At 69.5% G+C, this 13,335-nt stretch carries 7 protein-coding genes; 3 read left to right on the top strand and 4 right to left on the bottom strand.

The features are described 5' to 3' along the window. Window positions 1-131: 131 nt before the first annotated feature. From ACAH41_RS15665 to ACAH41_RS15655, 3 genes are all read left to right on the top strand, one after another. Window positions 132-1,508: a DUF4157 domain-containing protein gene (locus tag ACAH41_RS15665; RefSeq protein WP_325655510.1), complete on the top strand. Its 1,377-nt coding sequence runs from the start codon at window positions 132-134 to the stop codon at window positions 1,506-1,508. Between the two features lie 23 nt (window positions 1,509-1,531). Beyond that, on the top strand, window positions 1,532-6,046 hold the full coding sequence (locus ACAH41_RS15660) for a DUF4157 domain-containing protein (protein WP_325655509.1): 4,515 nt from the start codon (window positions 1,532-1,534) through the stop codon (window positions 6,044-6,046). Window positions 6,047-6,156: 110 nt separating this feature from the next. Beyond that, a complete protein-coding gene (locus ACAH41_RS15655; RefSeq protein ID WP_325655508.1) occupies window positions 6,157-8,337 on the top strand; it encodes a phosphocholine-specific phospholipase C in 2,181 nt (726 codons plus the stop codon). 87 nt (window positions 8,338-8,424) lie between these two features. Here the strand turns inward: ACAH41_RS15655 and ACAH41_RS15650 are convergent, their stop codons facing one another. The 4 genes from ACAH41_RS15650 to ACAH41_RS15635 all read right to left on the bottom strand — a co-directional run bounded on the left by ACAH41_RS15650 (window position 8,425) and on the right by ACAH41_RS15635 (window position 13,327). Beyond that, a complete protein-coding gene (locus ACAH41_RS15650) occupies window positions 8,425-8,658 on the bottom strand; it encodes a DUF2630 family protein (protein WP_325655507.1) in 234 nt (77 codons plus the stop codon). 123 nt (window positions 8,659-8,781) lie between these two features. Then, a complete protein-coding gene (locus ACAH41_RS15645) occupies window positions 8,782-10,002 on the bottom strand; it encodes a DUF1501 domain-containing protein (RefSeq protein WP_325655506.1) in 1,221 nt (406 codons plus the stop codon). 28 nt (window positions 10,003-10,030) lie between these two features. Further along, complete coding sequence (locus tag ACAH41_RS15640; protein WP_325655505.1) at window positions 10,031-11,641, bottom strand: DUF1800 domain-containing protein; 1,611 nt, start codon at window positions 11,639-11,641, stop codon at window positions 10,031-10,033. Between the two features lie 246 nt (window positions 11,642-11,887). Then, window positions 11,888-13,327: a cobyric acid synthase gene (locus ACAH41_RS15635; protein WP_325655537.1), complete on the bottom strand. Its 1,440-nt coding sequence runs from the start codon at window positions 13,325-13,327 to the stop codon at window positions 11,888-11,890. Window positions 13,328-13,335: the final 8 nt, after the last annotated feature.

The following is a 13,335-nucleotide window of genomic DNA, read 5'->3' as shown; positions in this document are numbered from 1 at the left end:
GAGCGGGCGAATGTGTGGGAGTTAGGCCTGCAAGAGGCAGCGCACACGTTGTTTGAGCCAGCGGGGACCAGCGACACGCTCAGGCAAAGTGTCCGGCGAAGCCCTTGCTTGCCCTCGTCTGGAGCAAAGGCATGAACAACTTCCAGCTTTTGCGCCGCGCACCCCGCACCCGTACCCGGCCGGCCGGGACACGCGCCGTCGGAGTGCCCCCTGCCCCGGACCAGCGCGCCGCCGTGCAGGAGGCGCTCGGCCATCCGGTGCAGGCGCAGCTGAAGCTGGGCTCGCCGGACGATGCGCATGAGCGCCAGGCCGATGCGGTCGCCGAGCAGGTCGTGGCGGCACCGTCCGACCGGCTACAGCGCCAGTGCAGCGATTGCGCGCAAGGCGACAAGCCCGGCACGCCACCGGTCGAAGCCGAACGCCAGGACGAGACGCTGCAACGCAAAAAAAGCAAGGGCGGCGAGGCCACGCTGGCCGGCAGCCAGGCTGCGGCCATCGCGCAAAGTCAGGGTGGCGGCCAAGCGCTGCCAGCCACCGAGCAGCATTTCTTCGGCAGCCGCATGGGGGCGGACTTCTCGGGCGTGCGCGTGCACCAGGATGCGCAGGCCGGCGCGCTCTCCAGCAGCCTCTCGGCAAGGGCTTTCACCGTGGGCCGCGACCTCTATTTCGGTCCCGGCGAATACCAGCCCGGAAGCACCGACGGTCGCCGCCTGATCGCCCACGAGCTGACCCACGTGCTGCAGCAGCGCCACGGCGATGGCGGCACACTGCGCAGGGTGGTGGAGCTGCGGCCCCCGGGCAAGGGCGAGGCCTCGGCCTTCGACCGTGCCGGCGACCTGATCGCCAGGCTCAACAGCCTCAGCCAGGGACTGGTCTACACACTGGACGGCCGGGTGCTGCGTTGCGAGGCGGTGGACGAAGGCAAGCTCAGTGTGTTCGACCGTGAGATGAAGGCGCTGATCGAGCGGGACGAGGTGATCCCCATGCGGCTCATCAACCAATCCGGCCGCACCGAAGGCTCGCCGGGTTCCGGCTACGAGCCGGTCGTGCAGGACACCTGGACGCGCGCCTATGTCGATCTGGACGACCTGCTGGCCTCCGACCCGCTGGGCTTCAAGACCCAGATGATGCACATCCTCACCGAGCGTGCAGAGACCAAGAACTACGCCCAGCGCATCGGCTCGCCCAACCTGACCGTCAAGGAATACGACCGCGCCCACGGGCTGGCCTACAAGGCCGAAGAGCGGGTGCTGCGCGACGAAATCGGCGACGACACCATCACCTTCCGCTCAGCCTACGAACAGCCCAACAACACCTGGGTGGTGCAGTTCGGCAGCAAGGAGGGCTACTTCATCTTCAAGGTCTTCCGTCATTTCGACCGCGAACTGGTGCCGGCAGAAACCTTTGCACGGGAGAGGAAGGGCAAGCGCATGACCATCGACGCGCTGATCGCCTCGCGCCAGCAGAAGGCGCCGCCGCCAACCCTGCCGCCCGCGGTCGCGCCCTGACCTGGTCGACTCCCGGCCAGACCATGCAGACCCACGCGCTCAAGCCCGCCATGCCGGCCCGGCGCCCTTTGGCGCCGCACGTGGCGGCGCTGAAGGCCGGTGTGCGGCCCAAGCTGATGCTGGGCGGTGCGCACGACGACGCCGAGAAGCAGGCGGACCGCATGGCCGCACAAGCGCTGCGCCAGCGCGTGCCGGACGCCCACGCAGCTGGCGACCCCATGGCCAGCCGGACCGCGGTGCGGCGCGCGCTCGCCCCTGCGGCGCGGCCGGCTGCCGACGCGCCCCCCGAAGTCGAAGACGAACAGGCGCTGCCGGAAAGCCTGGAACGCGAGATTGCGGCCCTGCAAGCCGGCGGCCAGCCGCTGCCGCCGCCGCTGCGGGCCGACATGGAAGCCCGCTTCGGGCTGGATTTCTCTGCCGTGCGCATCCACACCGGCCCGCAGGCCGCCCGGCTCAACGAGACCCTGCATGCGCATGCTTTTGCGGTGGGCGAGCACATCGCCTTCCATGAGGGCCGTTTCCAGCCCAGCTCCGAAACCGGCCGTTTCCTGCTGGCACACGAGCTGGCACACGTGGCCCAGCAGCGCGGCGTGACCGCCGTCCAGGCGCCCGCGGCGGCAGCTTCCCCGGTACGGCGCAGCGCCGAGCCCGGCGTGCGCACCGTGCGCCGCGGCCTGTGGGGCGACCTGTACGACAGCGTTGCCGATACCCTGGGGGACATCGCCGACTGGGCCATCGAAAAGGTGCGGGAACTGGGCTGGCAGCTGCTGGAAAGCATCTCGCCCGAGTTCGCCCGCACGGTGCGCGCCATCGTCGACGAGGGCCTGCTGAACTGGCTGGGCCGCCAGGTGGCCCGTGCCTGGGAGGGCTTCATTGGCGGCCTGCAGGCGCTGGTGCCGTTCGACGGGCCGCGCCAGCTGATCGCACTCTTCGGCGGCCTGGTGAGCCGCGCGGCCGGCATTGCGGTGGCCCTGGCCTCCGGCCGCTGCGAGCCCTTGATGGCGGCCATTGGCGAGCTGAAGACCTTCGTCACCGAGACGGTGGGTGTGGCCTGGGACAAGCTGACCGAGTTCCTGCGGCCCATCGGCGAGTTCTTCACCGGCCTGTGGCGCGACTTCGGCGCCCCGGCACTGCAATGGCTGCAGAACTTTGGCGGCGCAGTCTGGGCTGGCATCCAGGACCTGGGCCGCCGCCTGTGGGACTGGGTGCGGCCGGTGCGCGACGCGGCAGCGCGGGTCTGGCACTGGTTCTCAGACCTGCTGTTCGGCAGCGACACCGGCGAGGAGAGCACCGGCAGCTCGGGCGGCGTGCTCGGCTGGATCAGCGCCAAGGCCGGCGAAGCCTGGGACTGGGTGCGCGAACGCACCCGCCCGGTCTGGCAGCCGGTGGCCGACATGGCCAGCCGCGTGGCCGACCTGATCCCGCCGGCCTTTGTGCGCCAGATGGGCGAGCAGGCCCAGCGACTCTCCACCGGGCTGGACGGCGCCGCCGAAGGCATGGATGGTGGTGAGGGCGTGCCTGCGGCGCGGCAGAGCCTGGCCTCGGTGTTGCCGTCCATCCAGACCCTGCTGTCGGCGCTGCGCGGCCTGATCGTGGGGGCCGGTGCGTGGCTGGGCGAGCGCATCGGCGGCGTGGCCTCGCTGATCGGCGGGCTGGTGACACGGCTGCGCGCCAGCGACTGGCTGGCCTGGCTGGCCAGCGCCTTCGGCTGGCTCACCGATGCGCTGGACAGCCTGCTGGCTTGGGCCCGCGAGCAGGTGGGGGCCTTGTTCGCGCGCCTGGTCCAGGGCTTTGATGCCCTCACACCCTTCCTGCAACTGGTGCTGGAGACGGTGCGCAAGCTGATCACGGTCGCCGGCGACCTGCTGCAGCTGCCGCTGCTGATCCTGGGCGGGCTGTGGCAGCGCGTGCCGGCCTGCATCCGCGAACCCATCGAAAACTTCATCCGCAACCAGATCCTGGCCCGCATCCCTGTCTTCGGCCAGTTCTTCACCGATGCCGAACTCTGGCCCCGTGTGCAGCAGACGGCTCTGAACATCCTGCGCCGGCTGTTCGTGGATGGCGACCTGCCCGGCGCCGCGTGGGCCTTCTTCCAGGCCGTGCTGCGGCTGCTGAACATCCCCGCCCAGCTGGTGGTGCAGATCCTGGCCAAGGCCGCGCGCGCGATTGGCGACATCCTGACCAACCCGATCGGCTTCCTCATCAACACGCTGCGCGCCGTCAAGGCCGGCTTCGGCCTGTTCTTCGAGCGCATCGGCACGCACCTGCTCAACGGCGTGACCGGCTGGCTGTTCGGCCAGCTGCGCGAGGCCGGCGTGCAGCCACCGGCGGATTTCTCGCTGCGCGCGGTGCTGGGCTTTGTGCTGGACGTGCTGGGCGTGACGGTGGAAAACGTCTTCCGCCGCCTGTCCGAGCGCGTGGGGCCGGAGGTGGTGGCACGGCTGCGGCGCATGCTCAACATGGCCACAGGGGTGTGGAATTTCGTCAGCGTGCTGGTCAACGAAGGTGCAGCCGGCCTGTGGCGCGAGGTGCAGGAGCGCCTGAGCAGCCTGTGGGACACGGTGATGCAAGGCATCAGTGCGTGGATCACCGAGGTGGTGATCAGCCGCGTCAGCCGCTGGCTCACCGCGCTGCTGGACCCCAGCGGGATCATGGCCGTGGTCAACAGCCTGGTGGCGATCTACAACGCCATCGAGTCCTTCATGCAGTACCTGCGGGAGATGCTGGAGATCGTCAGCCGGGTGCTGGACGGCGTGCTGGACATTGCCCGCGGCAGCATCGACACCGCGGCCAGCTTCCTGGAAAACGCACTGGGCAGCGCCCTGCCGGTGGCCATCGGCTTCCTGGCCAACCAGCTCGGGCTGGGCCGGCTGGGCCAGCGCATCCGCGAGATGCTGGCGCGGGTCCAGGCCCTGGTTGACGGTGCCATCGACTGGCTGATCGACCGGGCCATCCGCGGCGGCCGGGCCTTGCTGGACCTGGCACGCCGCGGCGGTGAAGCGGTGCGCGGCGCGGTGGCACGGGTGCGCGAATGGTGGCGGGCGCGGCAGGCTTTCCAGTCGGGCGGCGAAACCCACAACCTCTACATTGAGGGCAGCGGCGCCAGCGCCCATTTGATGGTGGCCTCCACGCCTACCAGCTACGAGCGCTTCCTGGCCGGCCTGGCCGTGCCGCCCGAGCGCGAGGCCGACAAGCAGGACGCCATCCGCCTGGCCCGCGAACTGGGCGAGGCCATGCGGGCCGCCAGCGCCGAAAGTGCGGACCGTGGCGACCGCGGCCCGCCGCGCGCCGGCGCCAGCGCGCCAAGCGTGGACCACGGCGTGGTGATCAGCGCCAAGCTGGCCGAGCTGGCGCCCATCACCGGCCGGCTGATGCTGACCGGTCCCGGCCACCAGCGCAGCGGCGACCCGCAGTACGGCGGCATCCAGGGCGGCGCCTTTGGCAGCTCGGTGACGGTGGAGCCGCTGACCCGCGTGCACCAGCGCGGCAGCGAGCCTGGCAGTGGCCTGGCCGACGCACGCGGCCACTGGAACAAGCTGCGCCTGCGCTATCACGGCGGCGCCACGCTTTATGTGCGCGGTCACCTGCTCAACGACAACCTGGGTGGCCCCGGCGACGACTGGCGCAACCTCACCCCGCTGACCCAGGACGCCAACAACCGCGCCAGCACGTCCATGCTGCACGCCTTCGAAACGCCGGTGAAGACCGCCATCGACGAGGGGAAGACGGTGCGCTTCATCGTCACCGCGCACTACGGCCGCACGCCCATCGACGTGGCCGCGGCCCGTGCTGCCGGCGAAACCGTCAAGGCCGAGGTGGCCGAGGCCGAGCAGCATGTGCCGCGCACGGTCACCTGCCAGGCAGTGGAGGTCAGCCCGGCCAACGGCAGCGGGCAACGCCTGCCGGCGAGCGTCACGGTGGACAACAACATCGGCAGCGAGCGCCCGGAGGACTACCAGCTCGCGCCCGGCACCGCGCCCATCGACGTGCCCGCCACCTTCAGCGCGCTGCAGGCCGAGGCCAACGCTGCGCTGGCGGCCGATCCCACGTTGACCTGGACCGCCTTCCGCACCGGTGGCCGCAACGGCCGCATCGAACGCCTGGGCGAAGCCGAGGCCGCCCGGGTCACGCTGCTTCAGAACCAGTTCCGCGACCACCACCTGCGGCGCCTGTTCGACGCCGAGAGCGCGGCCATCGCCGCGATGGCCGGATTGATGAGCTGGAACGACTTCAAGCGCGGCCGCAGCGCCTATGACACCGGTCGCCCCGAAGACGAACGCCTCGCCGACGCGCGCATCGCCGCGCTGGAAGCACAGTTCAATCGCAAGCGCGACGATGACCTGCGCCCGCGTCGCCGGGACGCCCTGGTGGCCAGCGCCGGCAGCGCTCCCGCCGATCAACTGTGGGGCGACTTCCGCCGCACCAACAGCGCATTCTCAGGGCCTGGCGGCCTGACGGACGACCAGGTGCAGGAGGTGCGCAGCGCCTTCGAGCGGCGCGCCGGCGCCACGGCCGGGGCGGCCCCGGCACCTCACTGAGCGCAGGCAGCCGAATCTTCACAGTCGTGACTTCAAAGGCATGCAATCTGCGCGGCTGAACCTGCGCTGCCTGTCAGGCGCGGCACGTCTTTGCATCGACCTGGAGTCCCATGAACAAGCCCACCGACCGCCGCAGCTTCCTGCGCGGCACTGCCCAACTCGCCGCCGCAGCGGCCGCCACCACGGCACTGCCGCCGGCCATTGCCCGCGCGCTGGCGATTCCGGCCAACAACGCCACCGGCACCATCAAGGACGTCAAGCACGTGGTGATCCTGATGCAGGAGAACCGCTCGTTCGACAACTACTTCGGTACCTTGGTGGGTGTGCGGGGCTTTGGCGACCGCTTCACGATTCCGCTGCCCGACGGCCGCAATGTCTGGCAGCAGAGCGACGGCACCCGTACCGTGCTGCCCTACCACCTGGACAGCAGCCAGGGCAATGCGCAGCGCGTGCAAGGCACGCCACACTCATGGAATGACGCGCAGAACGCCTGGGGCGCCGGCCGCCTGCAGGAATGGCCGCGCTACAAGACCGACCACTCGATGGGCTACTACCGCGAGGCCGAGGTCGGCTTCCAGTTCGCGCTGGCCAATGCCTTCACGGTGTGCGACGCCTACCACTGCGCGATCCAGGCCGGCACCAACCCGAACCGCCTGTTCCTGTGGACCGGCACCAATGGCCCGACCGGCGCCAACGTGGCTGCGGTGGTCAATGAATGGGACGGCATGGAAGCGCCGGACAAGGGCTACACCTGGGCCACCTACCCGGAACGCCTGCAGGCCGCCGGCGTGAGCTGGAAGGTCTACCAGAACATGCCGGACAACTTCACCGACAACTCGCTGGCCGGCTTTGTCAACTACCGCCTGGCCAACATCGCGATGGGCAACAACGGCGACGGCTCGCCGTTCATCCCCTACGCAGCGGCCACGCATGACGCGATCAGCCCGCTGTGCAAGGGCATTGCCAACACCATGCCCGACGGCGGCTTCCTGCAGGCGCTGAAGGACGACATCAAGGCCGGCACGCTGCCAGCGGTCTCGTGGATCGTCGCGCCGGAAACCTACAGCGAGCACCCCGGCCCGTCCAGCCCGGTGCAGGGCGCCTGGTACATCGAGCAGGTGCTCAACGCGCTGACGGCGGATCCGGCGGTGTGGAGCAAGACCGTGCTGATCGTCAACTTCGACGAGAACGACGGTTTCTTCGACCACGTGCCTGCCCCGGCAGCGCCCGCCATCGACGAAAGCGGCAACGTCGCCGGTGGTTCGACCTGCCCGGTGGACAGCGAGCGTTTCACCCACGCCAACCCGCCCGGTACCACCAGCCAGCCGCAGCCCGACGGCCGCGTCTACGGCATGGGCCCGCGCGTGCCGATGCTGGTGCTGTCGCCCTGGAGCCGTGGCGGCTGGGTCAACTCGCAAGTGTTCGACCACACCTCGGTCATCCGCTTCCTAGAGCAGCGCTTTGGCGTGCAGGAGCCGCAGATCAGCACCTGGCGCCGCGCCGTGGCAGGCGACCTGACCTCGGCCTTCAACTTCGTCAGCCCCAACGTGGACCCGCTGCCGGCGCTGCCCAAGCTGACCAAGAAGTCGGCCGACAAGCTGCGTGCCCAGCAGGAGACGCTGCCGCAAGTGCCGGTGCCGGCCGAGGCCAGCCAGACCCTGCCCACCCAGCCCTGGGGCATCCGCCACTCGCGTGCCCTGCCCTATGTGCTGAAGGTGGACGCCACGGTGCAGGCGGCCGACAAGCGCGTGGACGTGGTGTTCCGCAACAAGGGCAGTGTAGGCGTGGTGTTCCACGTCTATGACAAGCTGCACCTGGACCGCATGCCGCGCCGCTACACGGTGGAAGCCGGCATGAACCTGAGCGGCAGCTGGTTCACCAAGGATGACCAGGGCGCCTATGACCTGTGGATCCTCGGCCCGAACGGCTTCCACCGCCACCTGCAGGGCGATACCGACCTGGCCAAGAAGAGCCCTTCGGCCAACCCCGAGCTGGAAGTGAAGCAGTCGTCCAAGGACCGCACGCTGTCGCTGGTGCTGAAGAACAGCGGCAGCGCGGACTGCAGCTTCGACATCGTCATCAACGCCTACCGCGATGCATCGCCTGCTTCCTACAAGGTGCCGGCCGGCACCTCGCTGACGGTCACTTACGACGCCAGCCCGGAAAAGGGCTGGTACGACCTGACGGTCAGCGTGGGCAGCAAGGCGGCTTTTGTGCGCCGGGTGGCAGGCCGCATCGAAAACGGCAAGCACAGCACCAGTGACCCGGCGATGGGCACCGAAGGCGCCTGATCGGCGGCGACCCGCCCCGCGCATGCGGGGCGGGACTTGCGAATGGGCGGCACCTGCGTGTCGCCCTTTTTCATTTCCGGGACAGGCTCAGCCTTCGTAGCGCTCCACCGTGCCGACATCGCGCGCATGGGCTTCGGAGGGGTTCCCGCCAAATTCCCGCTTGGCGCGGCGCTGGCGCAGCAAGTCCCAGCATTGGTCCAGCTGCTCGGCAACGTGGCGCAGGCGCTCGGCCTCCGCGCCATGTGCGGTCTTCGCGGCGCGCAGCGTGTGCTCTTCCTCGACGAGCTGCGTGATGTGGTTCAGGATGGTCTGGTCATTCATGGAAGCGCCTCTTCTGGTTGGCATGCTGCGCCGGATGGCGACCCGCCACCATGACGCGTTCGCGCGGCGCTGTCATCTGCCATTGGAGAGACCGCTGGCAGTCCATGGGCAAGCCCTGCCGCATCAGACCAGCCCGAGGTCCACACTGCCCTTGAGGCCCGGAAACACCTGCGCCTGCTGGGCAGGTGTCAGGCCGTACTGCCGGCCCCACAGCCCGGCCAGCATCGCGCGGTAGTCGGTCAGCGCCGGCATGTCGCGGTCCTGGAACAAGGTGTCGGCGCGCAGTTGCTGCTGCGGGCCGACGACCTTGCCGCCGGCTTTCAGGCCACCACCCATGACCCAGTAGACCGTGCCGTGGCCGTGGTCGGTGCCTCGGTTGCCGTTTTCACGGAAGGTGCGGCCGAACTCGCTGACCACGATCACCGTGGTGTTCTGCCACTGCGGGCCCATCTCGGTGGCAAAGGCCGCCAGCCCGGCCGACAGCTCGGACAAGCGCGTGGCCAGGCCGCCCAGCGCGGCCCCCTGGTTGGCATGCGTGTCCCAGCCGCCCACGTCGATGAAGCCCAGCGCCACGCGTTCGCGCATCAGCTTGGCCACGCGCCTGGCTTCGGCCTCGAAGCCCTTGGAGCCGATGGCGTTGCGGCTGGCCATGTCTCGCTCCTCGCCCATTTCCTGCAGCACTTCGCGCCGGGTGTCGAACCCGCTGTCGACTGCACCAGACAGCGGCGTCTGCGCGTACATGCTGCGGATGAGATTGGCCTGGCGCTCGTCCACCCCGGCGCGGCCCACCGAGCGCAGCCCCTGGTTGCCCACGGCCAGCTTGCCCTGGAAGATCAGCGGCAGCTGGTCGGTGAAGGCCAGCGCTTCGCGGCCAGGCTGCTTCTGCACGCCCAGCGTGCCGGCCAGGCGGTTCATGAAGCCGTTGCGATAGACCAGGCTGCCGCCCACGCCCTGGCCCAGCTCGAAGTTGTCCTGCGTCTCGAAGTGGCTGCGGCTCACGTCTTCGCTGCCGGCGAAGGGCACGAAGGCCAGCTGCTTCTTCTGCCACAGCGGCATCAGGCTCTCGGTCGTGGCAGGGGCCAGCGCCCAGTCGGCGTCCAGTTTCTGCGCACCATCGCTGGTGCCATCGGGCCTGGCAATCGCGATGTTCGGCCGGCTCTCGTAGTAGAACGAGCTGGCGTAAGGCACCAGCAGGCTGTTGGCGTCATAGGCGCCGCGCAGGAAGACGATCAGCGTGCGCGGCAGGCCGTTCGGCCCAGCCCACAGCGAGGTGGACGAAAAGGTGCCGGCCAGCAGTGGCAGGCTGGCTGCGGCGCGGCCCAGCAGTTGGCGTCGGTTCAGCATCACGGTCATTTGCAAGCACTCCGCAGGCTCAGCGCCACATGAATTCGGGAGACGACAGCCACAGCGCGTCAGCTTCGCGCGGCGTGGCGGCCTGGGTCAGCGCAACCTTGGTGGCCTGCGCCAGCGTCGGCTCGATGGCCGTCTTGAACAGCTCGCCGCGGGCCCGCGCCTGCGGCACCTGGGCCAGCGGCGGCGCGCCTGGGGCCCTGAACAAATGGTCGTTCACATTGCCGCCGTTGACGATGACGCGCGCCACCTCGAAGCGTGCCGTCAACTGCCCCTGCCCGTCCCAGGCCGAGCTTTCCAGCGGATAGCCATCGGGCGTCACGCGTGCGTAGGGCCCCTCGCCCAGGCGCTGCATCCAGCCGCGCATCGGCTGCGTGTTGACGACGATCTGACCATCGTGGCACTGGCGCACGGCGGACAGCACGAAGTGCATCGGATCCTTGAAGCACTTGTTCAGCGAGGCAGCAAATTCCGGTGCAGCAAACAGCTCGCGCAGCACCTGGTCGATGCGGCCATCGCTGGCCAGGTAGCGCGCCGAGAGCTTCTGCACCAGCGCCGGCGAGGGCTCGTCGGCCACCAGGTAGACGGCGATCTTGCGGCAGATGTGACGTGCGGTGGCCGGGTGGCGCGCCAGCCGGTCCAGCATGCCATTCAGCTCGGCCACGCCGCCCTGGCCCTGCACCGTCTCGCCCAGCACCTTTTTCGGCCCGTTGTCGTGGCGCTGCGGGTTGAACTCGAACAGGCCGCGGCGCAGGTACTGCGCCTCGAACTCGGGCTTCATGCGCGGTGCCTGTTCCTCGATCTGCAGGCCGAAGCCGGTCAGCACACGCGCCATCTCCTGCACGTCCTGCTGGCTGTAACCGCCGTCCACGCCCAGCGTGTGCAGCTCCAGCAGTTCGCGGCCCAGGTTTTCGTTGAGCTTGCCGGCGCGGTTCTGGTCGTTGTCCAGGTAGCGCAGCATCGCCGGGTGGTAGACCACTGCGCCGAGGATGTCGCGGAAACGGCCCAGCGCCAGCGGGCGGATGGTGTCGTCGTAGTCACCCATCATGACCCGCAGATTGGCCTTCTGGGCGTAGACGTTGAAGTGGTTGAACCAGAACCAGCCCATCTGGTCCTGCAACTGCTCACGCGCGTACAGGCTGCGCAGCAGTTGCCGGTTGACGGCCTCGGTGGTGAGGCGCGCCATTTCCTGCTGCCAGGCCGCGCGCGCGGCCACCTGCTCGTCACCCTTCATCGCAGTCCAAGCCTTGCGCTGATCGTCGCTGGCCCGGGCCAGGTCGAGCATCGGCTTGCGGCTGATGTCCAGTGCAGCGATTTGCGCGTTCACGGCCGGCGGCAGCGTGGGCGGCCATTGCGGCGTCAGCTGCATCGCCAGCCAGCGTTCGCGGCCCATGGCCTGGAACTCGCGCGCCAGGCTGTCGTTGGCCCCCCAGGACAGGCGCTCCAGCCACTGGCGGTCTTCCACGCTGACGGGGCCCAGCGGCGTGCCGGGCGGTGGCTCGGGCGTGGCCGGCGCAGGTGCCGAATGCACGGCCGGCGCCGAACAGCCTGTGGCAAGCGCCGCAGCGCCCAGGCCCATGCCGGCGAGCCAGCTGCGTCTGCGCAAGGTGGGCTGGGGGGATGGGGTCAACATGTGCGCTTCCTGTTCTCGGTGAGAGTCTTGGGACCGATGCACCGCGACGCGGACATGGGCCATGCGGCCCGGCGAGGCCTTGCCCGCCGGAGAAATGTGACCCGACGGGGCGCTGCCCGCCGGAGAGGGCCGATGCGGTTGGAGCGCATCGAGCGCCGCTTGTTCCCCCGGCCAACGCTGTGCGCATGAGCAGCGTTGACGCGCGTTGTGTGAAGCCAGGTTTCTAGGGGGACCGTTCAGGGCTGCTCAGCCCAGTTGCGCCCACAACGCCGGCAAGTCCATGGCGGCTTCGAGCGAGTCGGCCAAGCGTTCCAGACTGGCCTCACGCAGCGCGCCCAGGTCCACCGCAGCGGCTTGCCCAAGACCGGCCCAGCGCAGCAGCGCAGCCTGGGCTTCAGGCTGGTCGAACAGGCCGTGCACATACGTTCCGAGCATCTGGCCGTCTGCCGACACAGCCCCATCGGGTCGACCGCCTGCCAAGGTCAGCGCGGGCCGCTGCATCGCCGGCCCCTGGCTCACGCCGAGGTGGATCTCGTAGCCGGTGACCGCTGCGCCCTCGTCCCAGGCCAGCCGGCCCTGCACCTGCCGCAGCTGCTTCTCGGCGGCCAGCGTGGTTTCGAAGTCCAGCAGGCCCAGCCCCGCCTCGCTGCCGCCGCCTTCGCGCGACAGCGGGTCGTGCAGCCCGCGGCCCAGCATCTGCAGGCCGCCGCAGATGCCGATCAGCTTGCCGCCATAACGAAGGTGACGCTGGATGGCCGGCTCCCAGCCGTTGGTGCGCAGCCAGCGCAGGTCGGCCTGCACGCTCTTGCTGCCGGGCAGCACGATCAGGTCCGCTGGCGGAATGGGTTGGCCGGGGCCGATGAATGACAGCTCGACCTGCGGGTGCGCGCGCAGCGCGTCGAAGTCGGTGTGGTTGCTGATGCGAGGCAGCACCGGCACGATGACCTTGAGCTTGGGGCCGTCGCTGCCCGCCGGCTGCACCACCTGGATCGCATCTTCGGCGTCCAGCTGCAGGCCGTGCAGGTACGGCAGCGTGCCGAACACCGGCTTGCCGGTCTTCGCTTCCAGCCAGTCCAGCCCTGGCTGCAGCAGGCCAATGTCGCCACGGAAGCGGTTGACCAGGAAGCCGCGCACCAGCGCCTGCTCTTCGGGCGCGAGGCAGGCCAGCGTGCCCGTCAGGTGGGCGAACACACCGCCACGGTCGATGTCGGCCACCAGCAGCACCGGGACCTGGTGCGGCAGCGCAAAGCCCATGTTGGCAATGTCGCGGTCGCGCAGGTTGATCTCGGCCGGGCTGCCCGCGCCTTCGACCAGCACCACGTCATAGGCCGCCTTCAGCCGCGCGAACGATTCGGCGACCGCGGCATAGGCCACGCGCTTGTAGTCGTGATAAGCCCTGGCGTTCATGTCGGCCAGCACCTTGCCGTGCACGATGACCTGCGCGCCGGTGTCCGAGCTGGGCTTGAGCAGCACCGGGTTCATGTCGACCGTGGGTGCGACCCGCGCGGCCAGCGCCTGCAAGGCCTGCGCGCGGCCGATCTCGCCGCCGTCTGCCGTGACCGCACTGTTGAGCGCCATGTTCTGCGGCTTGAACGGTGCCACGCGAATGCCTTGCCGCACCAGCACGCGCGCCAGCCCCGCCACGACGGTGCTTTTGCCGGCATCCGACGTGGTGCCCTGCACCATCAGCGCAC

Source organism: Ideonella sp. (genome assembly GCF_041287625.1).
Lineage (GTDB): Bacteria > Pseudomonadota > Gammaproteobacteria > Burkholderiales > Burkholderiaceae_C > Ideonella.
Note: the sequence above shows the minus strand (reverse complement) of the source record. Positions and strands in the feature narration are given on the sequence as shown.